Origin of the sequence: Salinisphaera aquimarina (assembly GCF_042643355.1) — a bacterium.
In the GTDB taxonomy this organism is placed as follows: domain Bacteria; phylum Pseudomonadota; class Gammaproteobacteria; order Nevskiales; family Salinisphaeraceae; genus Salinisphaera; species Salinisphaera aquimarina.
Genome location: NZ_JBHRSS010000004.1, coordinates 235,618 through 261,026, shown reverse-complemented (window position 1 = coordinate 261,026; position 25,409 = coordinate 235,618). Strand labels below are relative to the sequence as shown.

The following is a 25,409-nucleotide window of genomic DNA, read 5'->3' as shown; positions in this document are numbered from 1 at the left end:
AGGCGCATCCTGCAATTTCCGGTTGCCCCGCGTTGCGTTTATCGGTATCTTTGCGCCCTCGACAGGCGCGTAGCTCAGTTGGTTAGAGCGCTACCTTGACATGGTAGAGGTCGGTGGTTCGAATCCACTCGCGCCTACCACTATATTGTTAGTGGCGGTAAGTGCTGTGAATCGACATCACGGTGACTTGCGGGTTTCTCACCACCGGCCCTTCGGGTCGGGGTTGTCGGCTTCTCGCGAAGCCGATCCTTCGGACTCCCGTTGGTCGCGTCACCTCGCTGTCGCAAGGTGGTCGAATCCACTCGCGCCTACCCAATCTGTTGACACGAGCCGCATGGATGTTTGTCCGGCGGCTTCGTTGTTTTCGGCCCCTTATCGGGCCGACCACGCATGCGGCCCCTGGTATGGGCCGCCACTGACAGGGGATGACCATGCCTGCCATTACGCTGCCCGACGGCACCGTCAAAATCTTCGATCATGCCGTAACCGGCATGCAGGTCGCCGAATCGATCGGCGCCGGGCTGGCCAAGGCCACGCTGGCGGCGCGCGTCGACGGCGAACTGATCGATGCCAGCGTCGAGATCGATCACGATGCGCAGGTCGCGCTGATCACGGCGAAAGACGACGCCGGTCTCGATATCATTCGGCATTCCTGCGCCCATCTGATGGGGCAGGCGCTCAAGACGCTGTATCCTGATGTGCAGATGGCGATCGGCCCGGTCATCGAGGACGGTTTCTACTACGACATCGCGCTCGACAAGACCCTGACGCCGGAAGATCTGGCCGTCATCGAAAAGCGCATGCACGAATTGGCCGAGCGCGATCACGAAGTCATCCGCGAAGTAGTGAGTCGCGACAAGGCGCTCGCGACCTTCGAAGAACGCCACGAACCCTACAAGCAGGCGATCGTGCGTGATATTCCCGAGGGCGAGACCATCGCGCTCTATCATCACGAAGACTACGTGGACATGTGCAAGGGTCCGCATGTGCCCAATTCACGGCATCTGCGCGCCTTTCAGCTGATCAGTCTGGCCGGCGCCTACTGGCGCGGCGACTCGAACAACGAGATGCTCACCCGCATCTACGGTACGGCCTGGGCCGACAAGAAAGCGCTCAAGGCCTATATCGCCCGCATGGAAGAGGCGAAGAAGCGCGATCATCGCCTGATCGCGCGCAAGCAGGATCTTTTCCATATCCAGGAAGAAGCGCCGGGCATGATCTTCTGGCACGACCGCGGCTGGCAGATCTATCTGCAGATCACCGACTATATCCGTGGCCGCCTGGACCGGGAGGGCTACCGCGAAGTCCATACGCCGTCGCTGATCGATCTCTCTCTATGGGAGAAATCCGGACACGCCGAGAAATTCGCCGACGACATGTTCATCACCGGCTCCGAAGACCGCAAGTTTGCGGTCAAGCCGATGAACTGTCCGGCGCATGTGCAGATCTACAATCGCGGCCTCAAGAGTTACCGCGATCTGCCGCTGCGACTGGCCGAATTCGGCTCCTGTCATCGCAACGAAGCCTCGGGCACCTTGCACGGCTTGATGCGCGTACGAGGGTTCGTCCAGGACGACGCGCATATCTTCTGTACCGAGGCGCAGATCGGCCCGGAAGTCAGTCAGTTCATCGACCTGCTGTATTCGGTGTACGCCGACTTCGGCTTTCATGAAGTGATCATCAAGCTCTCCACGCGCCCGGAAAAACGTGTCGGCTCGGACGAGATCTGGGACAAATCCGAAGCCGCGCTGCAGAAGTGCCTGGACGACAAGGGTCTGGATTTCGAGCTGCAGCCGGGCGAGGGCGCGTTCTACGGTCCCAAGATCGAGTTCTCGCTGCGCGACTGTCTCAATCGCGTCTGGCAACTGGGCACGATGCAGCTCGATTTTTCGATGCCGGAGCGCCTCGGCGCCGAGTACGTCGACGAGAACGGCGACCGACAGGTTCCGGTCATGCTTCATCGCGCTATTCTGGGCTCGCTGGAGCGATTCATCGGTATACTGATCGAGCACCATGCCGGGTCCATGCCGTTGTGGCTGTCGCCGTCGCAGGCAGTGGTATTGAACATCACCGACGCCCAGTCCGACTATGCGGCCGCACTGGTCTCACAGCTTCGTGACGCCGGGCTGCGCGCCGACGTGGATCTGCGCAACGAGAAGGTGGGCTACAAGATTCGCGAGCATACGATGCAGCGCGTGCCCTATCTGCTGGTCGTGGGCGACCGCGAGGTCGAGTCAGATGCGGTCGCGGTCCGTACCCGCGAGGGCGAGGATCTGGGCAGCATGCCGGTGGCCGAGTTCATCGAACTTGCCCAGGTCCGGGTAAAAGAAAGAAAATAGCCACAACAGGCTGGAATACAGTGCGGCATCTGCTATACTCGCGCGCTTCGCGCCGCTGGTGACCGCATGAAACGGCGCGAAACGCCGACAAAGCAAGGAGGACGCTGAAATCGCTTCTGGACAAAAGGATCGCCGTAACGATGCGATAACCGCACGCGAAGTTCGCGTGATCGCCCCGGACGGGGAACAGGTCGGCATATTGTCGATCGAAGACGCGCTGGCCCGTGCGGCCGAATATGAACTTGATCTGGTAGAAGTGTCGCCCAATGCGACGCCGCCTGTATGCAAGATCATGGATTACGGAAAGCATGTTTTCGAGAAGAAGAAAACGCAGCAGGCGGGCAAGTCCAAGCAGAAGCAGACGCAGCTCAAGGAAGTAAAGTTTCGCCCGGGGACCGATACCGGCGATTACAACATCAAGCTGCGTAAGCTCAAGGAATTTCTTGAAGAAGGCGACAAGATCAAGATTACGCTGCGCTTTCGTGGCCGCGAGATGGCCCATCAAGAGCTCGGAATGGAGCTGATGGATCGGGTTCGTGATGATCTGGACGAGTTGGCCGGCGTTGAGCAGCACCCGGAAATGCAGGGGCGCTTGATGACGATGGTGATGTCGCCCCTCAAGGGCGTGCCCAAGCAGAGCAAGAACTAACGAACCCCGAGTTTGGAACCAGTTGATTTAGAGAGACGTTATGCCCAAGATCAAGACGAATCGCGGCGCGGCCAAGCGCTTCAAGCGCACCGGCACCGGAAAGCTCCGTCGTCGTCGCGCGTTCGATAACCATATCCTGACCAAGAAGTCGCCCAAGCGTAAGCGTCGTCTTGCTTCGGGTGCGCTGGTGTCGGATGCGGACCAGCCGGGCATGGACCGGTTGATCCCCTACATCTAGGTCGGGCACGACTGCAATTAACATAGGGCAGTACGAGTTCCGTGCTGTCTTGAATTCGATTACCAACAGGAAGCGCGAAAATGGCACGAGTCAGTCGCGGCGTGACGGCGAAAGCCCGTCACAAGAAAGTACTCAAGAAAGCGAAAGGTTATTACGGCGCACGTAGTCGTACCTATCGCGTTGCGCGTCAGGCGGTCTTCAAGGCCGGCCAGTACGCCTATCGCGATCGCCGCAACCGCAAGCGCGAATTCCGCGCCCTGTGGATCACGCGTATCAGCGCGGGCGCCAAGGAGCTCGGCGTGTCCTACAGCGTGTTCATGAACGGTCTCAAGAAGGCCGGCATTGAACTCGATCGCAAGATCCTGGCGGATCTCGCGGTGCGCGACAAGGCGACGTTCGCCGCGATTGTCGAGCAGGCCAAGGCTGCTCAGGCCTGATTCGCGCGGGCTCCGCGCCCGCGCCGTGTGAATCTGAGCAGATGACATGAAGGGAAAGGCCTGTGCCTTTCCCTTTTTGTTTATCTGCCATTTGTGCTGTTGAAGGTGTCGAAGAATGACGACCGAACTGGATAGCCTGCGCAACGCTGCCCTGGCCGATATCGCGGCCGCCGAGACCCTCGATGCGCTGGATGCCCAGCGGGTCGCACTGCTTGGCAAGAAGGGCCGGGTGACCGCGCTGCTCAAGCAGCTCGGCGCGCTGGAACCCGAGCGTCGTCGCCAGGAAGGCGCGCGCATCAACGAGCTCAAGACGGAACTCGCTACCGCGATCGGCGCGCGCAAGCAGGTCCTGGAAGTGGCCGCCCTCGAAGCACAGCTGGCGCGGCAGAGCGTGGACGTGACGCTGCCCGGGCGCGGCCGGCGCTCGGGCGCCATGCACCCGATCACGCAGACCCGCCGCCGTATCGAGTCGCTGTTCACGCGCAACGGTTTCGAGGTCGTGCACGGGCCGGAAATCGAAGACGATTACCATAACTTCGAAGCACTCAATGTGCCGCCCGATCATCCCGCGCGGGCAATGCAGGATACGTTCTATGTCGATGGCGCACGGCTGCTGCTGCGTACGCATACCTCGCCAGTGCAGATTCGCACCATGGAGCAGCGCCAGCCGCCGATTCGCATCATCGCCCCGGGACGCGTCTATCGCTGTGACTCCGATCGCACCCATAGCCCCATGTTCCATCAGATCGAGGCTCTGTACGTGGCCGAGCGGGTCAGCTTCGCCGAACTGCGCGCCGAACTGCAGGCGTTCCTCGAGGCATTCTTCGAGACCTCGTTGAAGCTGCGGTTCCGGCCGTCGTACTTTCCCTTCACCGAACCCTCGGCCGAGGTCGATATCGACGGCCGCAGCCTGGGCACCGGCTCCGGCTGGATGGAAGTGCTCGGCTGCGGCATGGTCCACCCGCGGGTTCTGGAAGCAGCCGGCATCGACGGTCAGCGCTATACCGGCTACGCCATCGGCATGGGCGTCGAACGCCTGGCGATGCTGCGTTACGGGGTAACCGACCTGCGCCAGTTCTATGAAAACGATCTGCGCTTTCTGGCGCAGTTCGCTTGATGTTTCGGGAAACGCCTGTATGAAGATTAGCGAACAATGGCTGCGCAGCTGGGTCGCAACGACAGCGAGCCTGGACACACTGGCCGAGGCCCTGACGATGGCGGGCCTGGAGGTCGATGCGATCGAGGCAGCCGCGCCGTCGCTCGACGGTGTAGTCGTCGGGCGTATTGTCGACTGTATGCCGCACCCGGAAGCCGATCGGTTGCAGCTTTGCCGCGTGGACGTCGGCGCCGATGAGTCGCTGGCGATCGTCTGCGGCGCGCCCAACGCAGCCACTGGCGCCGTCGTACCGGTTGCCACCGTGGGCACGGTGTTGCCGGGCGGAATGAAGATCAAACCGGCGCGCATCCGGGGTCAGGCTTCCAGTGGGATGCTCTGCAGCGCCAGCGAACTCGGCTTCGCCGCCGAATCCGACGGCCTCTGGTTGCTGGATGACGACGCGACCGTGGGCGCTACGCTGGCCGAGCATCTGGGGCTGCCCGACGCAGTGCTGGAGATCGACCTGACCCCCAACCGTGGCGATTGTCTGAGCCTGCGCGGCATCGCCCGCGAAGTCGCAGTGGCCGAGGGGATATCGTTCTCCGAACCGCCGGTGGCCGGTCCCGAAATACAGAATGATCGTGTCCGAGCGGTGCGTATCGAGGCGCCTGAATGTTGTCCCGGTTATGCAGCGCAAGCCGTGGTCGGCACCCGGGCGGCAGCGAAAACACCCCTGTGGATGCGCGAACGCCTGCGCCGAGCCGGTGTCCGCCAGATCAGCCTGCCGGTCGACATCGGCAATTACGTCATGCTCGAACTCGGTCAGCCGATGCACGCCTTCGACGGCGACAAGCTGGTCGGCACGATCCGCGTGCGCATGGCCGAGGCCGGCGAGCAGATCGTCACGCTTGACGGCGAACAGGTCACACTGGCGACCAACACGCTGGTGATCGCCGACGACGACGGGCCGGTAGCGATCGCGGGCATGATCGGCGGCCAGCGCACGGCGGTCGATGAGACCACGACGCACGTTGTGTTCGAATCGGCCTGTTTTGCCCCGTCTGCTGTCGCCGGTCGCGGGCGACAGTACAAGATCCATACGGATTCTCTGCACCGATTCGAGCGTGGCGTGGATCCGCAGCTGCATCCCGTTGCTCTGGCGCGCGCGTCGCGCCTGCTGGTCGAGCTCGGCGGCGGTCAGGCCGGTCCGGAAACACGCCAAGCCGGCGACCCGATCTGGTGCGAGACGCGTCGAATCGAGTTGCGGGCCCGTAATGTCGAGCGTTTGCTGGGTCAGGCGATCGACGACGCCTGGATCGTCCATGCACTTGAAGCGCTGGGCGTGAGCGTGGACGTGGAGGGCGAGGGCACCTGGGTCGCGCAGCCGCCAAGCTGGCGTTTCGATCTCAATATCGAAGCCGACCTGATCGAGGAGATCGCCCGCGTATATGGCTACGACCGGCTGGAAACGCATGTCTCCGGCGTGACCTTGCCGCCGGTGCGGCCGGACATGATCGCGGCGGACGTCGAGCAAGTGGATGCGGTACTGCGCGAGCGCGGCTATAGCGAGGCGATTACCTACAGTTTCGTCGAGCCGGGTCTGCATGCGCTGCTGACCGCGGACGCGCCGGCGATAAAACTGGATAACCCCATTTCGGACCAGTATGCCGAGATGCGTCGTACGCTCTGGGCAAGCCTGCTGCCCAGCTGGCACCACAATGTGCGTCGTCAGCACGCCACGGTCAGGCTCTATGAGCGCGGGCTGCGTTTTCTGCCTGATGCCGGGGCCGATGACGGCATTCGGCAGGTCGACACCGTCGCTGGGCTCATCAGCGGCCAAGCGGATGATACCCATTGGGATCGAGCGGCCAGCGAAGTCGATTTCTTCGATATCAAGGGCGACGTCGAAGCCTTGCTGCATGGACACAACGGCGCCGTGCGTTTCGAAGCGGAGTCGCATCCCGCGTTGCATCCCGGTCGCTGTGCCCGTGTATATGTGGACGGCAACCCGGCGGGCTGGCTGGGTCAGTTAGCGCCTGCATTTAGTAAAAGATACAAAAACATAGAGTTGCCGTATCTTTTTGAGCTTGATTATAAGTTTTTGACGCAGGGCGCCGTGACGCGTTTCGAAGCACTGTCCGAGCAGCCGCTGGTTCGTCGCGACCTGGCGATCGTGGTTGCCGAGAAAATGCCGGTAGCTCAACTGATTGACGCGATCGAATCATTGCAATCACCGGATCTACGACATGTCGAGGTGTTCGACGTCTTTCGTGGTCAGGGCCTTGATACTGGATTCAAGAGCGTCGCTTTAGGCTTGATTTTCCAAGATAAAGCGAGCACGCTTACCGACGACAGGGTGGACACAATAATAATCCGTGTCGTTTCGGTACTCAGCGAGCGATGCGACGCGCGGATCAGGGGTGAATAGCAGTGGCATTGACCAAAGCGGATCTGACGGAAAACCTGTTCGAACAACTCGGTTTCAACAAGCGCGAATCGAAAGAATTCGTGGATTGTTTTTTCGAGGAAGTTCGCTCAACCCTCGAAAACGGTGAATACGTGAAACTCTCCGGCTTCGGAAACTTCGAGTTGCGCGACAAGAATCAGCGACCTGGCCGAAACCCGAAAACCGGCGAAGAGATTCCGATCTCGGCGCGTCGAGTCGTGAGTTTCAAGCCGGGACAGAAAATGCGTGCCCGCGTCGAGTCGAGCATTGACGCAAATAGCTGAAGCGCTACCAAAAATCCCGGACAAACGCTATTTCACCATTGGTGAAGTCAGCGAACTGTGCCGGGTAAAGCCCCATGTGCTCAGATACTGGGAGCAGGAATTCACGCAGTTGAAGCCGGTGAAGCGCCGTGGCAATCGGCGCTATTACCAGCAGCACGACGTACTCATTGCGCGCGACATCCGCATGTTGCTCTACGAACAGGGCTTCACAATCCAGGGCGCACGCCTTCAGTTGCGCGACAAGGGACGCGCTCTGGCCGCACTGCCGACCGCGAGCGCCTCGGATTCGCTGGCCGCGATTCGCCATGACCTCGAGTCGATCATAAAAAGCCTGGAATAAGTGCCGGGAATGCTCGACGCAGGGCTCTGTTCTGGTACCATACGCGGCTTGAGTCGGGGTATGGCGCAGCTTGGTAGCGCGTCTGCATGGGGTGCAGAAGGTCGTAGGTTCGAATCCTGCTACCCCGACCAATAATCCTTCCCAATATCAGCGGCTTATGGCGTTCGCCAGTTGGTCAGTTTCTGACCGTACCGCTTCGATAACGAAACCATACCGAAATATCAACTCATGCCGGTCCGGGTTTGCTTGTTGCACCGCGCGGATCAAGGCTTTGTACGGTCTGAGTTTACGCTGCAGGGCGTCCGTGTCGTTCGTTACTAGGTCATATGCCGACCGTAAAACGTCAGTGGAATCGCTATCCCGTTTGTTCTTGCCCGATGCAAAGCCTACGGCGTTGATCCGCGGGGCGCGAAATCTCAGCTAGCGCTTTGGGCCGATGGTGACCGGCAACGTGCGATAGCCGCCGTTTGTCCTTGCTAGAATAATCAGCTGGACCAGACCGATGTGACCCATGAGCCCGCGCGATGACCTGGAGGGGATCGTAGCCCCCGATCTGCTGCACCGCTGCAATCCTGCTCGTGTCTCGCTGTTTCTTCGTGACGCACTGACGCCAAGGCTGAAGGCCGCGACGGCTTCGGTACGAAGGGTAGCGAATACAAGGCGTATTCAGTGCTGCTGATGGCGGATGCATTGCGCGGCCATGACGTGTGCATGTCACTACTCATGACTCGACGACGCACCGGTGCGCCATGGGACCGGGTCGTTGGCTCTTGCCGGTTCGCCTTGCGGCCAGGCTCGGCCCGCTTTTCCGTTTCGCGATGAGCGCTGGCCGGTATGCGCCTTCGCCGAGCGGCGCTTTGCATATGGGCTCGTTGCTCGCCGCGCTCGGTAGCTATTTACAGGCTCGCGGCCAGGGCGCCCGCTGGCTGCTCCGTATCGATGATCTGGATACGCCACGCGTCGTGGCAGGGGCTGATCGCCGTATTCTGGACGCGCTGACGGTTTTCGGGTTCCGCTGGGACGGGGATGTGTTGTATCAAAGCGCACGGCGCGCTGCATACGCCTGTGCGCTGGATGCGCTGTTAGCAACAGGCCGGGCATTCGAGTGCGGATGCACGCGCCGGGAAGCGCAGGCTGGCGTCAAGGGTATCGAAGGGCCGATATATCCCGGCACCTGCCGCGACGGTTTGCCGCCTGGGCGCCTGTCGCGCTCGCTGCGCCTGCGTGTCGACGAGTCGCCATTGTGCTTTGTCGACGCGATCCAGGGTCGTCATTGCCAGATATTGTCACGGGATATCGGCGACTTCGTGATCCGCCGTGCGGATGGCATCGCCGCCTATCAGCTGGCGACCGTGCTCGACGATGCCCATCAAGGAGTGAGCGAGGTAGTGCGCGGGGCCGATCTGTTGTCGTCGACGCCGCGACAGATGGCGTTACAGCGCAACTTGGGTTTGCCTGTGCTGAGCTACGGACATCTGCCGGTGCTTGTCGACGCCGACGGGCAGAAACTTGGCAAGAGCCGCGGCGCGCTGGGTCTGAGCGCGGACGCGATCGCCGACCAGCTATGGTGCTGTCTGGATCTATTGGGCCAGAACCCGCCCGATACGATCCGGGATGCTGCTGTACCGCGCGTGATGCGCTGGGCTATCGACAACTGGAATATCGAACTGGTGCCGCGTGTGCAAACGCTGGATGCGCAGGTCTACCAGCGGTCGTCATCCCAGCGCTCGGGGTTCGCCCAGTAGCGCGAATTTAGCCACCCCGGCGTGGTCTTGTAATCATGAATGTCGTAGCGATAAATGGCCCACCCGGGGGCGATATAGCGGCTGTTCGCGCTGCGGCGAAAGCCGAGCGCAATGAAATCCGAACTGTTCCAGACGGTCTGATCGGGAGTGGTTGGCCCCGTGACCACGAGCACGCCTGCCGCGCGCGTATCGCGTAGTTGCCCGAGAAGGCGATTTCCCGCGGGACGCGGCAATCGCGCGAGCCCATTGATCACGACGGCGAGGTCGAAGCGCTCGCCGTTGCGCATGGCGGTCGGCTCTAGGCTCTGGTCTGCCGAGAGTATGACTGTGGACGCGCGGCTATTGCGTTGGAGTCGCGTCGTGTCAGGTGCGTCGCCGATGAACAGCAGCCGCTCGGGCGCGCGTTGCTGAACGAACGTCTGAAGATATTCATGGATGACATCGGGCAGGGTGGCCATGACGCAAGCCTATGAGAATGTCAGTCTATTGGGAACACGGGCTGATTGATGGCGCTTGTGTGGACGCAGTTGTATTGACGACGCCCACAAAAAAGCCCGGCCTCAGTAGAGGCCGGGCCCGACTATCTAGAACAGCCGTGTCTTACTGACTGGTAACGTTCAGTTCGACGCGACGGTTCTGAGCGCGGCCAGCGGCCGTCTCGTTGGTCGCAACCGGGTTGGACTCGCCATGACCCTGCGTACCGGTGATGCGGCTGCTCGTGATGCCATGCTGCATCAGGTAGGAGCGAACCGAATCAACACGGCGCTGGGACAGACCCTGGTTGTACTGCTCGGTGCCGATGCTGTCGGTGTAACCGTCAACACGGAACGTGATGTCGTCGCTGGCCTGCAGCGCATCAACCACGTTGTCCAGGCGGTTCTCAGCCTGCGACGTGAGCTTGGCGGAATCGAATTCAAAGGTCACACCCTTGAGGACGATCGGAGCCATCTTCTCGATCGGGCAGCCACGTGCGTCGACTTCGGTGCCACGCGGAGTGCCGGGGCACTGGTCGTTGGCGTCGATGACGCCGTCGCCATCGCTATCCATCGGCTGGGCCGGGGCCGGAGCCGGGGCCGGAGCAGCTGCCTGCGGGGGCGCACCCAGCGGGATCTGCAGACCGAGGGACAGGATATGGTCGTCGTAACGTGCGTCTTCGAAACCGGCGCCGAACACGTCGGCACTGTCGACCGTGGTGTAGCGGTAGCGGTATTCAGCACGAACGGCCAGGCCGTAATCGTTGATCTGATACATGTAACCCAGACCCGCGTCCAGGAAATCGGTATCAGCATCGTCGCCGAGGCGAACGCCACTGTCCGTGCGGTTCACGCCCGGATCGGTCTTGCCCCATGCGGCACCCAGGATGCCGTAGACCGGCAGCGTGTCACGGGCCGGGAAGAACAATGCATCAAGACCAAAGCCGTATAGATCGGCGTCCTGCGCATCGTTACCGTTGTATTCCTGATCCGGGTTGAAGTAGAAGCCGAACAGCTCCAGGTTCAACCAGCTGGTGATGGGCTTACCGATAGCCAGCGTGCCGCCAATGCTGTCGTCATTGTCGATGCTGGTGCGCGGAAGGTTGGCGTTGCCGCCGACCGAATCGCTATCGAAAAAGCCGTAGCTGACCATCGGTGCTACGTAAAAGCGCTTGTCCTGCGGCGTGTTGTCTTGAGCGATGGCGCCGGCCGAGAAGGCGAGCCCCAGCGCGCCTGCAACACAGGCGGTGAGCGGTTGCTTGAAATGCATAGTTCAAAACTCCCTTGAACGGGTTTAGGTTTGTTGTGCGGTCCCATTCACCGAACTGTCGAACAAGTGTTCTCAAACCGGTGACGTGCCAACAGATTATGCGGTGTTTTGCAGAAATTAGCAATCGGCGGTGTCGCTTGTACTCGGAAAAATTACCTGCAATCATCCGCGGCCGCTTTGCTGATTATAAAGGGCTTCGGTGCCAATGGATACCAATCACATCAAGACTCGGATGGAGACGCTTCGCGAGCGTCTGAGCGACCTCCGGGGGTATCTTTGACTACGCGGAAAAAAGCGAACGACTGACAGAGCTTGACGCCGAACTTGCCCACGGCGAGATCTGGGCTGAGTCGCCCGACAAGGCACAGGCGTTCGGGCAGGAGAAGGCGCGCCTGGAAGAGGTCGTCATGCCGATGGATCAGGCGCTGGCCACCCTCGATGACAGCGCCGAGCTGGTCGAGATGGCCGCGGCCGAAGATGATGCATCGGTAATCGCGGATATCGACGGCGAACTGGATGAAGTCGAACGCCATGTGAAGGCGCTCGAGTTCCAGCGTATGTTCTCGGGCGAGGCGGATGCCAGCAATGCGTTTGTAGATATCCAGGCCGGCTCCGGCGGCACCGAAGCGCAGGACTGGGCCGAGATGCTGCTGCGCATGTATCTGCGCTGGTGCGAGCGGCGTGGCTTTGCCACCGAGGTCATCGAGTTGTCGGCCGGCGATGTCGCGGGCATCAAGAGCGCGACGTTCTCGGTAACCGGCAGCTACGCCTATGGCTGGATGCGCACCGAAACTGGCGTGCACCGACTGGTGCGCAAGTCGCCGTTCGATTCCGGCGCCCGTCGGCACACGTCGTTTGCCGCTGTCTTCGTGGCGCCAGAGATCGATGACGCGATCGAGATCGAGATCGATCCGTCGGATCTGCGCGTGGATGTGTATCGCGCGAGCGGGGCGGGTGGCCAGCACGTCAACCGAACGGAATCGGCAGTGCGCATCACTCATGAGCCGAGCGGCATTGTGGTGCAGTGTCAGAACGATCGTTCGCAGCACAAGAATCGCGCGACCGCGATGAAGCAGCTCAAGTCCAAGTTGTACGAGCGCGAGCTCGCCGAGCGACGGGCCGCGGCCGAGATCACCGAGGCCGGCAAGTCGGACATCGGCTGGGGCAGCCAGATTCGTTCCTATGTCCTGGATCAGTCGCGGATCAAGGATCTGCGTACCGGCGTGGAAGTCGGCAATACCCAGGGTGTGCTCGACGGCGATCTCGACGAGTTCGTCGAGGAAAGCCTGAAACAGGGCCTATAAAGAGAGTGGTAATAGAATGACTGAATCGAGCTCCGGCGCCGGCGAAACCCATCGTCTGGTCGCGCAGCGCAAGGAAAAGCTCGCGGCGTGGCGTGAACAGAGGGCCGCGTTCCCGAATGACTTTCGCCCGGATGCGCTGGCAGGCGAACTCCAGCAGCGTCATGCCGACGACGCTGCGGAAGTCCTCGACGAGGCGGGGCATGAAGTCGCCGTCGCCGGGCGACTGCTGGCCAAACGTGTCATGGGCAAGCTCAGTTTCGCCACGCTGCAGGATCGCAGCGGGCGTATTCAGTTGTTCATGCAGCGCGACCTGCTCGGCGAGGACGAATACAAGGCGTTCAAGCAGCTCGATATCGGCGACATCGTCGGCGTGCGCGGCAAGCTCTCGCGCACCAACAAGGGCGAGCTATCGGTGCGGGCCGCGGACTGGCGGCTGCTGACCAAATCGCTGCGCCCGCTGCCGGAGAAATGGCACGGCCTGTCGGATACCGAGGCGCGATATCGTCAGCGCTACGTCGATCTGATCATGAATCAGGATTCGCGCGCAGTGTTCATGGCCCGCAGCGCGATCGTGCGCGGTGTGCGTGATTTCTTCGAGGCGCGTGATTTCCTCGAAGTGGAGACGCCGATGCTCCAGGCGATACCCGGCGGTGCCGCGGCGCGGCCGTTCGTCACCCACTACAACGCGCTCGATCATGATTTCTATCTGCGCGTCGCGCCGGAGCTGTATCTCAAACGGCTGGTCGTGGGCGGGCTCGAGCGCGTGTTCGAGCTCAATCGCAATTTCCGTAATGAAGGCGTGTCCACGCGACACAACCCCGAATTCACCATGCTCGAGTTCTATCAGGCCTATGCCGATCATCACGATCTGATGGACTCGATCGAAGCGCTACTGCGCACGCTCTCGGACCACGTCGCCGCACACCACGGACAGGCCTGCAACGAGGACGCGGTGCGTTTCGAGCAGCCGTTCGAGCGCCTTACAATGCGCGAAGCGGTACTCAGGTATAACGAGAATATCGATCAGCAACTAATTGATGACAAGGAACAATTGTCGAGATTTGCAGAAAGTGCCGGCGTCCGCGGCGAAGCGAGCTGGGGGCAGGGTAAATGGCTGACCGAGTTATTCGAGGAAACGGTCGAGCACAAGCTCGTAACGCCCACTTTTGTAACAGATTATCCTGCTGAAGTGTCACCGCTCGCGCGCCGGCGAGACGACAATCCGGAGGTGACCGAGCGCTTCGAGTTGTTCATTGCCGGGCGCGAGATCGCCAACGGGTTCTCCGAGCTCAACGACGCCGAGGATCAGGCCGCGCGGTTCCAGGCCCAGGCCGACGCCAAGGCTGCGGGTGACGACGAAGCCATGTACTACGACGCAGACTTCATCAACGCGCTGGAGTACGGCCTGCCGCCGACCGCCGGTGCCGGCATCGGCATCGATCGCGTGGTCATGCTGCTGACCGGGCGCAGTGCGATTCGTGACGTGCTGCTGTTCCCGCAGCTACGGCCGCAGGCGGCCACACCCGGCTGAGTGCGCGGGCCGCCTAGTCGGGCCGCTCAGTCCGGCGTGGCGTAGGGCAGGTCGAGGCGCTCCAGCGGCGTCTGTCCGCAGACCAGAGGCTGTGTCGCGGCGCTCGTCTTGAGTACGGCGAGCAGCCGGCCGGAGTCGCCGGTGCCGGCGCTCTGGAGCACTGTGCCCTGGCGCTCGCCCGCGCCGTCGAGCACGTCCGCGCCAGCGACCGGCATCTGACCGCTCCAGGCCATGCGATAAAGACGCCGGGTCAACGTGCCGCGATAATGCAATCGTGCGATGACTTCCTGGCCCGGATAGCAGCCCTTGTCGAAGTCGATCGCCAGCAGCCAGTGCAGATTGAGCATCTGCGGTACGAACAGTCCCTGCGTGGCCGCGTGTAGCTCCGGAAGGCCTGCATCGATGTCCATGAGTGCCCAGGCGTGATCATCCACCGCAAGCGCGCCGGCGGGACGTTTCTTGCCCGCAGGCGCTAGTACCAGCGCGCGCGGGCGGTCGTCGCTGGGCGTCGGCAGACCCAGCAAGAGATGATCGTCGCGGGCCTCGGTTCGATTCGCGGTCGGCGCGTCGTCGGTGACCATGCCATAGATATCGAAACGCGGCGTGGCGTCTTCGAGCGTCACCCGCGCGCGCAATACGAACATGCGCAGACGCTTGAGTACCGAGTCGACCAGATCCACTGGCAGCAGCAGTAGATAACCGTCGTTGTCCACGAGCACGCGCGTAACCATCAGCGCACGCCCCTTCGCGTCGCACCAGGCCGACAGGAAATTCCGGTCCGGTCCGAGCCGGGCGACATCGTTGGTCAGTTGCGCGCGCAGGAATGTGCCCGCGTCGTCGCCGCGGACTTCGATAACGCCGAGTGGACTCGGGGGCAGGGTGTTAGAGCCGGTCATGAGTGCATCCAAATCGATTTTCGGGCGTAGTCTACTCTCTACGTAAAGCCTTTAACGGCGGTGTTTGGCCGGCCCGATTCAGCCGGGATTCATCTTGCCAGCAGCCGCCCACACGTTTAGAGTACCGCCATGTCAGATGAACGTTTGTCGCCCCTCGAAGACGGCGAAGCCACCCAGCCCGCTTCGTCGGAAGAGCAGCGCGACGCCAACGGTCGTACCCAACCGTCTCCCTCCCCAGCGACCCGGTCGCTCGATTTGCCCCGCGAATACGGTGGACGCAAGGGCCTGGAGCCCGTGCGTTATGGCGATTGGGAGAAGAACGGTCGTTGCATCGACTTCTGACCCAGAATTTCCGCTGAATTTTCCACCGTCATTTGGGGACAGTCATGAGTCAACAGCAGGCCAATCGTCCGCTTTCGCCGCATCTGCAGATCTATCGCTGGCAGATATCCATGCTCACCTCGATCGCGCACCGTGCCTCGGGCATCGTGCTGTCGATCGGTAGCGTATTTCTCGCGTTCTGGCTGATCGGCGCTGCGAGCGGGCCCGATGCCTTCGCCGGCATCAACGGGTTTGCCGCATCCTGGTTCGGCCAGCTGCTGATGTTCTGCTGGTCCTTCGCGCTGTTCTATCACCTGTGCAACGGCGTACGGCATCTGGTCTGGGATGTCGGCGTGGGTCTGGACATCGAAACCGCGCGCCTGACCGGCTATGTCGCGATCGGTGTGGCCGCCGCACTCACGATTTTCGTCTGGATATGGGCCTTCATCGCCTGATCCCACCTTTTTCGTTTTCCCGGAGACTTTGACATGAGCAGTATTCGTTCAGCGCTTGGACAAGCGCGCGGGCTGGGCAGTGCGAAGACGGGTGTCGGCCATTGGTGGGCGCAGCGCGTGAGCGCCGTGGCGCTGGTGCCGTTGACCCTGTGGTTCGTCGCCTGCCTGGCGTCGCAACTCGGTGCCGATTATTCGAGCGTCACCAACTGGCTCTCATCGCCGTTGCAGGCGTCGCTCCTGGCCATTTATCTGGCCGCGATCTTCTATCACTCCCAGCTCGGGCTGCAGGTCGTGATCGAGGACTATGTACACATCGAATCGGTCAAGATGGCCGCACTGATCGCGTTGCAGCTGGCCAACATCCTGCTGGCCGTGGCCGCCATCTTTTCCGTCATCATGATTCTGGTAGGAGCCGCCTGATGAGCGAAAGCTACGACATAATCGACCATCAGCACGACGTCGTCGTGGTCGGCGCCGGTGGTGCTGGACTGCGTGCGACCCGCGGGTTGGCCGATGCAGGCCTGTCCACGGCGTGTATCACCAAGGTCTTTCCCACCCGCAGCCATACCGTGGCCGCACAGGGCGGCATCGCCTCGTCGCTCGGCAACATGAGCGACGATGACTGGCGCTGGCATGCCTACGACACCATCAAGGGTGGCGACTGGCTTGGCGACCAGGACGCCATCGAGTACATGACCAAGGAAGCGGTTCCGGCGATCATCGAACTCGAGCACGACGGTGTGCCGTTCTCGCGCACCGAAGACGGGCGTATCTATCAGCGTCCGTTCGGCGGCATGACCACAAAGTTTGGCGAAGGCCCGGCTGCACAGCGCACCTGCGCGGCTGCCGACCGTACCGGCCACGCATTGCTGCACACGCTCTATCAGCAGTCGCTCAAGGCCAGAGCCGAATTCTTCATCGAATACTTCGCCATCGACCTGCTGATGACCGAAGACGGCGAATGCAAGGGCGTGATGGCTTGGGATCTGCAGGGCGGTACGCTGCATCGCTTCCGTGCACATCAGGTGATCCTGGCCACGGGCGGCTACGGCCGTGCCTACTTCTCCTGTACGTCGGCACACACTTGCACCGGCGACGGCATGGGCATGGCGCTGCGTGCCGGCCTGCCGATTCAGGATCCGGAGTTCGTTCAGTTCCATCCGACCGGCATCTACGGCGCGGGCTGTCTGATCACCGAAGGCGCCCGCGGGGAAGGCGGTTATCTGACCAACTCCGAGGGCGAGCGATTCATGGAGCGCTATGCGCCCAACGCCAAGGACCTGGCGTCCCGTGACGTGGTCAGCCGCGCCGAGACCGTCGAGATCAACGAAGGCCGTGGCGTGGGCGAGAACAAGGATCACACGCTGCTGCATCTCGAGCATCTCGGGCCTGAGGTTCTACATGAACGCCTGCCCGGAATTACCGAAACCGCAAGGATTTTTTCCGGCGTCGATGCAACCAAGGAGCCGATCCCGGTACTGCCGACCGTGCACTACAACATGGGTGGCATTCCGACCAACGCCTTCGGCGAAGTGGTCACCCTCAAGGATGGCGACCCGGATTCGATCGTGCCGGGCCTGATGGCGGTCGGTGAAGCCGGCTGCGTGTCCGTGCATGGCGCCAATCGTCTGGGGTCCAACTCGCTTCTGGATCTGGTCGTGTTCGGTCGTGCGGCGGCGCATCGCTGCACCGAAATCGTCACCAAGGGCGCGACTCATCGCGCCGACATCAAGCCCTCCGAGGAAAAGGCGTTGTCGCGCTTCGATCGCCTGCGTCATGCCAAGGGCGATATGCCCACCGCACAGCTGCGCGACAGTCTGCAACGTTCGATGCAGAAGCACGCCGCGGTGTTCCGCAACGAGGAGAACCTCGATAAAGGTGTGGTGCAGATCAATAAAGAGGTCGAGGCGTTCGCTAACGTCGGTGTGACCGACCGCTCCATGACCTGGAACAGCGATCTGGTCGAGACCATGGAACTCGAGAACCTGCTCGGCTGCGCGATCACGACCATGCACGCCGCCGCCAACCGCAAGGAAAGCCGAGGCGCGCACGCGCACGAGGAATATTCCGAGCGCGACGACGAAAACTGGATGAAGCATTCGCTCGTCTGGCATTACGGCGGCGCCGAGACGAAGATCGATTATCGTCCCGTGCACATGCAGCCGATGAGCTCGGACATGGATCACGTGCCGCCCAAGAAGCGGGTGTACTAAGAAATCCGAAAGCCGCCGGCAACGGGCGTTGCCGGCGGCACGTTTTTAGTAACGGAGGCCTGTCATGGCTCAATTTCGACTTCCCAAGAATTCCCGTATCACCAAGGGCAAGCGTTTCGACGCGCCCAAGGACGCGAAAAACACGAAGACGTTTCGTGTCTATCGCTGGGAGCCCGAATCCGGTGAAAACCCGCGCGTGGACAGCTATACGCTGGATCTGGACAAGTGCGGACCGATGGTCCTGGATGCGTTGATCAAGATCAAGAACGAGGTCGACGCGACGCTGACTTTCCGACGCTCCTGCCGCGAAGGCATCTGCGGCTCCTGCGCGTTCAATATCGACGGCAAGAACACGCTCGCCTGCACGACCCGAATCGCGGATACCGAAGGCGATATCCGCATCTATCCGCTGCCGCATATGCCGGTAGTCAAGGATCTGGTGCCGGATCTGACCCACTTCTATGCCCAGCTCGAGTCGATCGAGCCGTGGGTCAAGACCGATACGCCGGCGCCGACCCGCGAGCGGCTGCAGACGCCGGAAGACCGGGCCAAGCTGGATGGACTCTACGAGTGCATTCTGTGTGCCTGCTGTTCGACGTCGTGCCCGAGCTACTGGTGGAACCCGGAGCGCTATCTGGGGCCGGCCGTGCTGTTGCAGGCCTATCGCTGGATCGTGGATTCGCGCGACGAAGCCACCGGCGACCGTCTCGACGCACTCGAGGATCCGTTCAAGCTCTATCGTTGTCATACGATCATGAACTGCACCAACACGTGCCCGAAGGGGCTCAACCCCGCCAAGGCGATTGCCGAAACCAAGAAGCTGCTGCTCGAACGCCGCGGCTGAACGCCACTGCAAACGCGGCTCCACCGCGGGCCGCGTTTTTTTATGGCGGGAGTGAACCCATGAGTGAAAAAGCGCGCATACGCTGGCTTTGCCGGCGCGGCATGAAAGAACTGGACGTTCTGCTGGAGCGATTCATCGGCGCCGAGTACGACAAGCTCGACGCGCGCGAGCACGCCGAGTTCCTGGCGCTGGTGGAGAAAGAGGACCCGGATCTCTACTACCTGATCATGGAACGCACGGCGCCGGAAAACGATATCCAGGCGGATCTGCTCGCCCGTATCCGTCTATTCACCCGCCCAGCCGCCGCCGGCTGAGGCATGAGTGACGCGTTCGCCGGCACGCTGCATCTGGTCGTGCGGGTGTCGCCGACGCATCGATGGCTCGTGGTCTGCGAGCACCTCGTTGGTGCGGTGGTCTTGGCGCTGTTGGCCTGGCATCGACCGCTGCTGCTGGGCCTGCTTCCGCTGCTTGCTGGCTCGGCCCGTCTGGGCCTGCGCCGCGCCGCGTTGAACACACCCACAAGCCTGCTGCGGCTGCGATGGCCGAGCGAGGGCGAGATGCGCTGGCAGACGGCCGACGGCACATGGCATGACGGGCGACTGGCGCATGCATTCGTCGCCGGCACCTGGCTGGTGATTCTCACCCTGCGTGACGACGCCCAGCGATGGCGACGAACGCGTTGTCTGCTTTTCGGCGACGCGCTGACACGCCAATCGCATCGGCAGCTGCGTGCGCGCCTGACCGTGATGCCGCCGCAACAGGCGCCGATGGATGCTTGAGGCCCGTTATTGGCTGGTGGTGGCGTTCGTATCCCTCGCGTGCGGCTGCGGGCAGGCCGTCGCCGGCGGCGCGGCCCAGATCGAGTGGGATAGTTGTCCGACGCAGGCGCAGGCGTTCAGTGCCGCGCGCATGCAATGTGGATGGCTGAATACCGGCGACACACTGGCCGAACGGCCGGTCCGGCTGCGCGTGGTGGTGCTGCGCAACGATCCCCGCGCGGACGATGCGCACCCGTTGATTTATGTGCCGGGCGGGCCGGGCAGCAACGCTGGTCTCGACGCTGCCTCCCTCAAGGGCTGGCGATCCTGGCAGCAACGTGTGGGCTGGCACCACGATATCGTGCTCTTCGACCCGCGCGGCACCGGCGAAAGCCGCCCGCGGCCGACCTGCGACAAAAGAGATGGCCAGCAGGCGCCGGTGCCGCCGTTGCGCGCGGCGACCGGATTCAATAGCGAGGCCGATGCGGCGCTGCACTGCTACCGCGCGCTTGGCCCGGCGACCGCCGCGCAGCTGGGGCCGACGGCTCAGTTGCGTGATCTGGCTCATCTGATAAAAGCGCTGGACGCGACCGGCGCTCAGCTATGGGGCGTGTCCTACGGCACCCGCATTGCCAGGCTGTTCGCCGCGCGTCATCCGGAGCGTGTCCAGACGCTGATCCTGGACTCGATGTTTCCCTTCGAGCAGGACGACTTGCTCGCGCTGCCGGCGCAGATCGGCGGTGCACTCGAACAACTCGACACCCGCTGTAAGCACCAGGGCGCGGCCTGTGAGTCGATGCCGAGTGCGCAGGTCGAGCAGCTGCTGGCGCAATACGAGCGGACCCCGCCAACGCTGATGGTTACAGCCGGGGAAGGGCGCGCGCAGCCGTTTACGGTCACGCCGTACCGGCTATTGCTGATGATCCTGTTCTCGACCTACGATCGTGGCAATGCAGCGGATACGCGCGTCCGTCTGGTGCGCGCGCTTGACGGTGATCCCCAGGCGCTGGCGCCGCTGGCGGATCGACTGCGACGTCAGGCTCAGGACGAGGCCCGCAACGAAGCCGTTTTCTGGAGCACGCGCTGTGCGTTCGGCGGCGGTGTGCCTCAGGAGAGAGCCTGGCGGCAGGCGTTGTCGGCGTATCCCGCACTGGCCCGGTATCTCGCGCCGGCGCGCGGCGCGCCGGTATGCGATCAGTGGCAGGTGCCGCGCCTGGACGCACCAGGGCCGGACGCGGCCGTGAACGTGCCGACGCTGGTCGTGGCCGGTCGCGCGGATACGGTCACGCCGAGCGCCTGGGCGACACGGTTCGTGCGAACCCACCCGCAGGTTCGATTGGTGCGGGTAAAAGAGGCCGCGCACGCAGTGACGTTCTCGAATGCCTGCGCCCAGCTGGCCGTGTCCCGTTTTCTGGATGACTCGGCAGACGCCCGGATGCCGGACTGCGACGCGCCGAGGGATCAGAGCGGCCGATAGACCACGGCTGGATCGGAACGCTCCGGTGCCGGCGACAGCACCGTGTCCATGGCCCGCGGCAGCACATGCGGGAAATCGCGTGTGTAGTGCAGGCCGCGGCTTTCGCGGCGGGCGAGCGCGCTGCGAATGATCAGTTCCGCGACCTGGGCCAGGTTGCGTAGTTCCAACAGACCCGGCGTGACCCGGAAGCTGCCGTAATAGTCGTGGATTTCACGGCGCAGCAGCTCGATGCGGTGCAAGGCGCGCTCGAGGCGCTTGGTGGTGCGAACGATGCCGACGTAATCCCACATGAAGCGGCGTATTTCCTGCCAGTTGTGAGCGACCACGACCTCTTCGTCGGAATCGGTCACCCGGGACTCGTCCCAGGGCGGCAGATCGTCGTAGCCGCCGGCGGGCGGCTGGGCGTCGATATCGCTGGCCGCCGCGGTGGCATAGACGATGCATTCGAGCAACGAGTTGCTGGCCATGCGATTGGCTCCGTGCAGGCCGGTGAAAGCGCATTCGCCGATCGCATAGACGCCGGCGATATCGGTACGTCCGGCCAGGTCGGTGACCACGCCGCCGCAGGTGTAGTGCGCCGCTGGGACCACGGGCAGCGCCTCACGGCTCATGTCCAGCCCCAGTTCCAGGCAGCGCTGGTTGATCACCGGGAAGTGTTTTTCGATGAAGGCCTTGTCACGGTGGCTGATATCCAGCCAGACATGCGGCTGGCCGGTGCGTTTCATCTCAGCGTCGATGGCGCGGGCGACGATATCGCGCGGTGCCAGCTCGGCCCGCGGGTCGTGATCGGGCATGAAGCGACTGCCGTCAGCCAGTTTCAGCAGGGCGCCTTCGCCGCGCAGCGCTTCGCTGATCAGAAACGAGCGTGCCTGTGGATGGTAGAGACAGGTCGGATGGAATTGCATGAATTCCATGTTGGCCACGCGCGCGCCGGCGCGCCATGCCATGGCGATGCCGTCACCGCTGGCCGAGTGCGGGTTGCTGCTGTACAGATACGCCAGATTGGCGCCGCCCGTGGCCAGCACGACATGACCCGCGACGAGCGTGCGTACCGTATCGGCGTTGATGTCGAGCACATAGACACCGCGACAGCGCCCACGCGGCTCGTCCGCGTCGCGGGTCATGATCAGTTCCACCGCCATGTGATGCTCGAGTACGGTGATCTGCGGCGCCTGACGGGTGAGTCCTTCCAGCGTGGTCTCCACCGCGCGCCCGGTCGCATCGTCGGCGTGGATGATACGGCGGTGGCTGTGACCGCCTTCGCGGTTGAGGTGATAGGCATAGCCCGCGGCGCTGTCGTCGCCGGCATCGGCACGCGTGAACGGCACGCCGCGATCGATCAGCCATTCGATCGCCTCGCGCGACTTCGAGACAGTGAAACGCACGGCGGGTTCGTCGCACAGGCCGGCCCCGGCGTCGAGCGTGTCCGCCACGTGGGCGTCGATGCTGTCCTGAGCATCGAGCACGGCCGAGATGCCGCCCTGCGCGTACCATGTGCTGCCCTCGGCGAGCGCACCTTTGGAAATAACCGCGATCCGACGCTCGCCCTGGGCCAGGCGCAAAGCGAGCGTAAGGCCCGCTGCGCCGCTGCCGACGACGACCACATCAAAGCGTTCTGGCAACGTTTTATTCGATTCCGGCATGACGAAACGGGCTCGCACCGATAGACTGAGCGCCTCGGCGCGACGCGCTCTATTGGAATGTATGACAGACAGATGACCGTTGGCAGCATAGCGCAAAACAATTGCGAACTATTTGTAGAATCCGTGGTCTACATGGATATCGACGGCTGGGCGTCTTCTATTGACGAGGTAAATTCGCGCATCCATTGCTTTTGTTCTGCAGCCGGGCGGCGCCACGTTTAGATGAATGAAGACGCGAGCGACGACCAGCTGGTAGCCCGGGCCCAGTCTGGCGACAACCGTGCTTTTGACTTGCTCATTCGCAAGTATCAGCACAAGGTCATCAAACTGGTGGCTCGGTACGTGAGTCCGGCCGATGCGCCGGATGTGGCGCAGGAAGCCTTCATCAAGGCCTATCGTGCGCTGGGCGGTTTCAAAGGCAACAGTGCGTTCTACACATGGTTATATCGAATATCGATCAACACCGCGAAGAACTTTCTGGTGGCCCGCTCACGCAGGCCGGCCAGCCAGGACATCGACGTTGCGGACGCCGAGGCGTTCGGGCATATGGATCGTTTCTCCGAGCAGGACACGCCGGAGGCGTTGCTGGAAAGCGAGGAGATTCGGGATACGGTCATCAACGCGATACAGGATTTGCCCGAAGACTTGCGCACCGCGATCATGTTGCGCGAGCTGGATGGCATGAGTTACGAGGAAATCGCCCAGTCAATGGATTGTCCGGTCGGCACCGTGCGTTCACGGATATTCCGTGCCCGTGCAGCGATCGAAGAGAAACTGGTGTCCCTGGCGGACAAGTGAGGTCAGCATGAACGAGCAGTTTTCAGCTTTTCTGGACAACGAAGCCACCCGGGACGAGTCCGACTCGGTCCTCAATGCGCTCTTGCGCGACGAGCAGCTCCGCGAGAGCTGGAGCCGACAGCAGTGGCTGCGCACGACGTTGCGCGCCCACCGCGGTGAAGTCGCCACCGAACTGGATATCGGTTTCTCCACCCGGGTGATGCAGGCCATTGCTGCAGAAGACCAGGGCGAGACGCCGATGGTCGCGGATTCGCGCGTGGTGCCGCTGCGCCGTTCCTCGGCAGGGCGCCGCCGCTGGCGCAGCATGACCGGGCTTGCACTGGCGGCGTCGGCGGCCGGGGCCGTGTTTCTGGTGAGCAGCGGATCGTTGCAGAGCGACGGCGTCGGCGGCGACGCAATGCCCGGCGCGACTGTCGCCACTGCGGATGCCGCTTCCGGCACGCCGACCCGGGTGGCCAGCACCCGCGATGTGGCCAACACACCGAGCGATACCGCCGGCATGGTCGCGTCCAACGAACTGGAAGAGGCCAGCGTTCAGCAGGCCAGCGACGAATCCACGCGTCCGGTTCGCCAGGGCCCGGCCGATCACTGGTCGGTATCCGATCCGGCGCTGCAGGACGAGCTCAACAGTTATCTCGTCGAGCATAACGGCCTGGCCCGTGGCTACGGACTGGCCGGTACAACGCCCGCGTTCGTGCGCGTGGCCACCTATGGGCAGGAACCGACGCAGTGACGCGAGCGCTTTCTGCGTTCCTCCTGCTATTCGGATTGGTTGGGCTTGCCGGCGCGGCGCCGGCAAGCAATCAGAACACCGGCGACGAGGCGTCCAGGGCATCGGTCGATGAACTGCTGTCCAGCGCTTCGTCGGCGGTTCGAACCGAGAACTACGAAGGCGTACTGGTCTATCTGCGCGAAAAACAGCTCGACACGCTGCGCGTCATTCACCGTTTCAAGGATAACGTAGAGCAGGAACGGCTTGTTTCTCTGACCGGCCAGCCGCGCGAGGTCATTCGTCGCGGCGGAGCCGTCACCTCGATTCTCCCCGACAGCAAGGTGGTGCTGATATCGCGCCATCAGCGCAAGGGTCTGCTCGGCAGCGTCGCGCAGTTCTCGCCCAAGCGCATGCGCGCAAGCTATCTGGTCAGCGACATGGGCCAGCGGCGGCTGTCCGATCGCATCGGCCGTCTGATCCAGATCACCCCGCGTGACGAGTTTCGTTACGGCTATCGCATGCTCATCGACGAAAAAACGCGGGTCCCGCTCAAGCTTGATCTATTGCGCGGCAACGATGTGCTCGAACAGCTGATGTTCACCCAGATCACTTTTCCGGAAGCGGTGGCCGACAAGGCGTTTCAGCCGGGCTACAACATCGAGGGCTTTCGTGTGATCGAGCATGAAGCCGTGCAGGTCGAGGACAAGCCGGTGCCCGAAGACGCATGGAAGCCGACCGATCTGCCGCCCGGTTTCGAACTGGCGGAAGACGGCGTCCGGCGCGTCACCGAAAACGGCTATGTTCGGCAGATGCTGTTCACCGACGGCGTGGCCACGGTGTCGGCGTTCATCGCGCCCGCCGGGCTGCGCAAGCCGCTGGAAGGCGCGACCACGATGGGCGCGGTCAACGCGTTCGGGCATGTCTCCGGCGACACCCAGATTACGGTCGTCGGCGAAGTGCCTGCGATTACCGTCCGTCAGATTGCCAGCAATCTCGTCCACGAAAGCCGGGCCTCGGCTGCCGAGGACAAGAAATAGCGTCATCGCTATCGGGGCGTAGCGGTGCCCGGCGGTGCTGGCCAGGTTTCACCGCTCGCGCTATCGTCGAGCCTAGCCGTTCGGGCTTTCGAATCTGCAGCTC

26 protein-coding genes and 2 tRNA genes are annotated in these 25,409 nt (G+C 62.5%); 24 read left to right on the top strand and 4 right to left on the bottom strand.

Translation table 11 applies throughout. From position 1 onward, the window contains the following. Window positions 1–63 precede the first annotated feature (63 nt). The 11 genes from ACFOSU_RS11580 to gluQRS all read left to right on the top strand — a co-directional run bounded on the left by ACFOSU_RS11580 (window position 64) and on the right by gluQRS (window position 9,574). Window positions 64–140, top strand: a tRNA-Val gene (locus ACFOSU_RS11580). A gap of 291 nt (window positions 141–431) precedes the next feature. After that, window positions 432–2,339, top strand: a complete 1,908-nt coding sequence (thrS, locus tag ACFOSU_RS11575) for a threonine--tRNA ligase (protein ID WP_380689746.1) — start codon at window positions 432–434, stop codon at window positions 2,337–2,339. A gap of 109 nt (window positions 2,340–2,448) precedes the next feature. After that, on the top strand, window positions 2,449–2,988 hold the full coding sequence (gene infC / locus ACFOSU_RS11570; protein ID WP_380690021.1) for a translation initiation factor IF-3: 540 nt from the start codon (window positions 2,449–2,451) through the stop codon (window positions 2,986–2,988). 40 nt (window positions 2,989–3,028) lie between these two features. After that, window positions 3,029–3,226 carry a 50S ribosomal protein L35 gene (gene rpmI / locus ACFOSU_RS11565; RefSeq protein ID WP_380689744.1) on the top strand — a complete coding sequence of 66 codons (198 nt, stop codon included), beginning with the start codon at window positions 3,029–3,031 and terminating at the stop codon, window positions 3,224–3,226. Window positions 3,227–3,306: 80 nt separating this feature from the next. Then, a complete protein-coding gene (gene rplT, locus ACFOSU_RS11560; protein ID WP_380689742.1) occupies window positions 3,307–3,663 on the top strand; it encodes a 50S ribosomal protein L20 in 357 nt (118 codons plus the stop codon). Between the two features lie 115 nt (window positions 3,664–3,778). Next, a complete protein-coding gene (gene pheS, locus ACFOSU_RS11555) occupies window positions 3,779–4,780 on the top strand; it encodes a phenylalanine--tRNA ligase subunit alpha (protein ID WP_380689740.1) in 1,002 nt (333 codons plus the stop codon). Window positions 4,781–4,799: 19 nt separating this feature from the next. Next, entirely contained in the window at window positions 4,800–7,187 is a 2,388-nt protein-coding gene (gene pheT, locus ACFOSU_RS11550; RefSeq protein WP_380689738.1) for a phenylalanine--tRNA ligase subunit beta, read from the top strand. A 2-nt stretch (window positions 7,188–7,189) separates the two neighbouring features. Next, window positions 7,190–7,489: an integration host factor subunit alpha gene (locus ACFOSU_RS11545; RefSeq protein WP_380689736.1), complete on the top strand. Its 300-nt coding sequence runs from the start codon at window positions 7,190–7,192 to the stop codon at window positions 7,487–7,489. After that, window positions 7,452–7,829, top strand: coding sequence for a MerR family transcriptional regulator (locus ACFOSU_RS11540; RefSeq protein WP_380689734.1), 378 nt, complete (start codon window positions 7,452–7,454; stop codon window positions 7,827–7,829). Before ACFOSU_RS11545 ends, ACFOSU_RS11540 begins: the two co-directional genes overlap by 38 nt. A gap of 54 nt (window positions 7,830–7,883) precedes the next feature. Next, a tRNA-Pro gene (locus ACFOSU_RS11535) sits at window positions 7,884–7,960 on the top strand. Between the two features lie 618 nt (window positions 7,961–8,578). Beyond that, window positions 8,579–9,574, top strand: a complete 996-nt coding sequence (gene gluQRS / locus ACFOSU_RS11530) for a tRNA glutamyl-Q(34) synthetase GluQRS (RefSeq protein WP_380689732.1) — start codon at window positions 8,579–8,581, stop codon at window positions 9,572–9,574. Here gluQRS and ACFOSU_RS11525 read toward each other — a convergent pair. Further along, window positions 9,532–10,032: a DUF6231 family protein gene (locus tag ACFOSU_RS11525; protein ID WP_380689730.1), complete on the bottom strand. Its 501-nt coding sequence runs from the start codon at window positions 10,030–10,032 to the stop codon at window positions 9,532–9,534. The genes gluQRS and ACFOSU_RS11525 overlap by 43 nt on opposite strands. 142 nt (window positions 10,033–10,174) lie before the next feature. Beyond that, on the bottom strand, window positions 10,175–11,317 hold the full coding sequence (locus tag ACFOSU_RS11520) for an OmpA family protein (RefSeq protein WP_380689728.1): 1,143 nt from the start codon (window positions 11,315–11,317) through the stop codon (window positions 10,175–10,177). Window positions 11,318–11,522: 205 nt separating this feature from the next. On the opposite strand from ACFOSU_RS11520, the gene prfB reads away from it, so the two are divergent. Together prfB and lysS are read left to right on the top strand one after the other, a co-directional pair. Then, window positions 11,523–12,621, top strand: a protein-coding gene (gene prfB, locus ACFOSU_RS11515; protein WP_380689726.1) for a peptide chain release factor 2 whose coding sequence is annotated in 2 segments (ribosomal slippage) — window positions 11,523–11,594 and window positions 11,596–12,621 — 1,098 coding nt in all. Because the reading frame shifts where the segments join, the coding sequence is not laid out codon by codon here. 16 nt (window positions 12,622–12,637) lie between these two features. After that, on the top strand, window positions 12,638–14,152 hold the full coding sequence (lysS, locus tag ACFOSU_RS11510; RefSeq protein ID WP_380689724.1) for a lysine--tRNA ligase: 1,515 nt from the start codon (window positions 12,638–12,640) through the stop codon (window positions 14,150–14,152). Window positions 14,153–14,178: 26 nt separating this feature from the next. Here lysS and ygfZ read toward each other — a convergent pair whose 3' ends face one another. Then, window positions 14,179–15,048: a CAF17-like 4Fe-4S cluster assembly/insertion protein YgfZ gene (ygfZ, locus tag ACFOSU_RS11505; RefSeq protein ID WP_380689722.1), complete on the bottom strand. Its 870-nt coding sequence runs from the start codon at window positions 15,046–15,048 to the stop codon at window positions 14,179–14,181. 129 nt (window positions 15,049–15,177) lie between these two features. Between ygfZ and ACFOSU_RS11500 the strand changes: the two genes are divergently transcribed. From ACFOSU_RS11500 to ACFOSU_RS11465, 8 genes are all read left to right on the top strand, one after another. Further along, the gene (locus ACFOSU_RS11500) at window positions 15,178–15,390 is read left to right on the top strand and encodes a DUF1674 domain-containing protein (RefSeq protein ID WP_380689720.1); all 213 of its coding nucleotides are present in this window, start codon (window positions 15,178–15,180) and stop codon (window positions 15,388–15,390) included. A gap of 44 nt (window positions 15,391–15,434) precedes the next feature. Continuing rightward, window positions 15,435–15,824 carry a succinate dehydrogenase, cytochrome b556 subunit gene (gene sdhC / locus ACFOSU_RS11495; RefSeq protein WP_380689718.1) on the top strand — a complete coding sequence of 130 codons (390 nt, stop codon included), beginning with the start codon at window positions 15,435–15,437 and terminating at the stop codon, window positions 15,822–15,824. Between the two features lie 33 nt (window positions 15,825–15,857). Next, complete coding sequence (gene sdhD / locus ACFOSU_RS11490) at window positions 15,858–16,244, top strand: succinate dehydrogenase, hydrophobic membrane anchor protein (RefSeq protein ID WP_380689716.1); 387 nt, start codon at window positions 15,858–15,860, stop codon at window positions 16,242–16,244. Then, window positions 16,244–18,037, top strand: a complete 1,794-nt coding sequence (gene sdhA, locus ACFOSU_RS11485; protein WP_380689714.1) for a succinate dehydrogenase flavoprotein subunit — start codon at window positions 16,244–16,246, stop codon at window positions 18,035–18,037. The genes sdhD and sdhA overlap by 1 nt, the downstream gene beginning before the upstream one ends. 64 nt (window positions 18,038–18,101) lie before the next feature. Next, on the top strand, window positions 18,102–18,881 hold the full coding sequence (locus tag ACFOSU_RS11480) for a succinate dehydrogenase iron-sulfur subunit (protein ID WP_380689712.1): 780 nt from the start codon (window positions 18,102–18,104) through the stop codon (window positions 18,879–18,881). Window positions 18,882–18,940: 59 nt separating this feature from the next. Next, window positions 18,941–19,195, top strand: coding sequence for an FAD assembly factor SdhE (locus tag ACFOSU_RS11475; RefSeq protein ID WP_380689710.1), 255 nt, complete (start codon window positions 18,941–18,943; stop codon window positions 19,193–19,195). A gap of 3 nt (window positions 19,196–19,198) precedes the next feature. Continuing rightward, window positions 19,199–19,660, top strand: a complete 462-nt coding sequence (locus ACFOSU_RS11470) for a protein YgfX (protein WP_380689708.1) — start codon at window positions 19,199–19,201, stop codon at window positions 19,658–19,660. Then, a complete protein-coding gene (locus ACFOSU_RS11465) occupies window positions 19,653–21,116 on the top strand; it encodes an alpha/beta hydrolase (RefSeq protein WP_380689706.1) in 1,464 nt (487 codons plus the stop codon). The genes ACFOSU_RS11470 and ACFOSU_RS11465 overlap by 8 nt, the downstream gene beginning before the upstream one ends. Here ACFOSU_RS11465 and nadB read toward each other — a convergent pair. Further along, entirely contained in the window at window positions 21,101–22,759 is a 1,659-nt protein-coding gene (gene nadB / locus ACFOSU_RS11460; protein ID WP_380689704.1) for an L-aspartate oxidase, read from the bottom strand. The two genes, ACFOSU_RS11465 and nadB, sit on opposite strands and share 16 nt — an antisense overlap. A gap of 222 nt (window positions 22,760–22,981) precedes the next feature. Between nadB and rpoE the strand changes: the two genes are divergently transcribed. From rpoE to ACFOSU_RS11445, 3 genes are read left to right on the top strand one after another with little or no spacing between them, the layout of a single operon-like run. Beyond that, window positions 22,982–23,557 carry an RNA polymerase sigma factor RpoE gene (gene rpoE, locus ACFOSU_RS11455; RefSeq protein ID WP_380689702.1) on the top strand — a complete coding sequence of 192 codons (576 nt, stop codon included), beginning with the start codon at window positions 22,982–22,984 and terminating at the stop codon, window positions 23,555–23,557. Window positions 23,558–23,564: 7 nt separating this feature from the next. After that, window positions 23,565–24,290, top strand: a complete 726-nt coding sequence (locus tag ACFOSU_RS11450) for a sigma-E factor negative regulatory protein (RefSeq protein ID WP_380689700.1) — start codon at window positions 23,565–23,567, stop codon at window positions 24,288–24,290. Next, window positions 24,287–25,306, top strand: coding sequence for a MucB/RseB C-terminal domain-containing protein (locus ACFOSU_RS11445; protein ID WP_380689698.1), 1,020 nt, complete (start codon window positions 24,287–24,289; stop codon window positions 25,304–25,306). Before ACFOSU_RS11450 ends, ACFOSU_RS11445 begins: the two co-directional genes overlap by 4 nt. The last annotated feature ends 103 nt before the right edge of the window (window positions 25,307–25,409 follow it).

What these genes read in the sequence shown, in the direction of transcription:
- thrS (WP_380689746.1), top strand. Translation starts at nt 432, where the DNA reads ATGCCTGCCATTACGCTGCCCGACGGCACCGTCAAAATCTTCGATCAT.
- rpmI (WP_380689744.1), top strand. Translation starts at nt 3,029, where the DNA reads ATGCCCAAGATCAAGACGAATCGCGGCGCGGCCAAGCGCTTCAAGCGC.
- rplT (WP_380689742.1), top strand. Translation starts at nt 3,307, where the DNA reads ATGGCACGAGTCAGTCGCGGCGTGACGGCGAAAGCCCGTCACAAGAAA.
- pheS (WP_380689740.1), top strand. Translation starts at nt 3,779, where the DNA reads ATGACGACCGAACTGGATAGCCTGCGCAACGCTGCCCTGGCCGATATC.
- pheT (WP_380689738.1), top strand. Translation starts at nt 4,800, where the DNA reads ATGAAGATTAGCGAACAATGGCTGCGCAGCTGGGTCGCAACGACAGCG.
- gluQRS (WP_380689732.1), top strand. Translation starts at nt 8,579, where the DNA reads ATGGGACCGGGTCGTTGGCTCTTGCCGGTTCGCCTTGCGGCCAGGCTC.
- ACFOSU_RS11525 (WP_380689730.1), bottom strand. Translation starts at nt 10,032, where the DNA reads ATGGCCACCCTGCCCGATGTCATCCATGAATATCTTCAGACGTTCGTT.
- ACFOSU_RS11520 (WP_380689728.1), bottom strand. Translation starts at nt 11,317, where the DNA reads ATGCATTTCAAGCAACCGCTCACCGCCTGTGTTGCAGGCGCGCTGGGG.
- lysS (WP_380689724.1), top strand. Translation starts at nt 12,638, where the DNA reads ATGACTGAATCGAGCTCCGGCGCCGGCGAAACCCATCGTCTGGTCGCG.
- ygfZ (WP_380689722.1), bottom strand. Translation starts at nt 15,048, where the DNA reads ATGACCGGCTCTAACACCCTGCCCCCGAGTCCACTCGGCGTTATCGAA.
- ACFOSU_RS11500 (WP_380689720.1), top strand. Translation starts at nt 15,178, where the DNA reads ATGTCAGATGAACGTTTGTCGCCCCTCGAAGACGGCGAAGCCACCCAG.
- sdhC (WP_380689718.1), top strand. Translation starts at nt 15,435, where the DNA reads ATGAGTCAACAGCAGGCCAATCGTCCGCTTTCGCCGCATCTGCAGATC.
- sdhD (WP_380689716.1), top strand. Translation starts at nt 15,858, where the DNA reads ATGAGCAGTATTCGTTCAGCGCTTGGACAAGCGCGCGGGCTGGGCAGT.
- sdhA (WP_380689714.1), top strand. Translation starts at nt 16,244, where the DNA reads ATGAGCGAAAGCTACGACATAATCGACCATCAGCACGACGTCGTCGTG.
- ACFOSU_RS11480 (WP_380689712.1), top strand. Translation starts at nt 18,102, where the DNA reads ATGGCTCAATTTCGACTTCCCAAGAATTCCCGTATCACCAAGGGCAAG.
- ACFOSU_RS11475 (WP_380689710.1), top strand. Translation starts at nt 18,941, where the DNA reads ATGAGTGAAAAAGCGCGCATACGCTGGCTTTGCCGGCGCGGCATGAAA.
- ACFOSU_RS11470 (WP_380689708.1), top strand. Translation starts at nt 19,199, where the DNA reads ATGAGTGACGCGTTCGCCGGCACGCTGCATCTGGTCGTGCGGGTGTCG.
- ACFOSU_RS11465 (WP_380689706.1), top strand. Translation starts at nt 19,653, where the DNA reads ATGCTTGAGGCCCGTTATTGGCTGGTGGTGGCGTTCGTATCCCTCGCG.
- nadB (WP_380689704.1), bottom strand. Translation starts at nt 22,759, where the DNA reads ATGCCGGAATCGAATAAAACGTTGCCAGAACGCTTTGATGTGGTCGTC.
- rpoE (WP_380689702.1), top strand. Translation starts at nt 22,982, where the DNA reads ATGAATGAAGACGCGAGCGACGACCAGCTGGTAGCCCGGGCCCAGTCT.
- ACFOSU_RS11450 (WP_380689700.1), top strand. Translation starts at nt 23,565, where the DNA reads ATGAACGAGCAGTTTTCAGCTTTTCTGGACAACGAAGCCACCCGGGAC.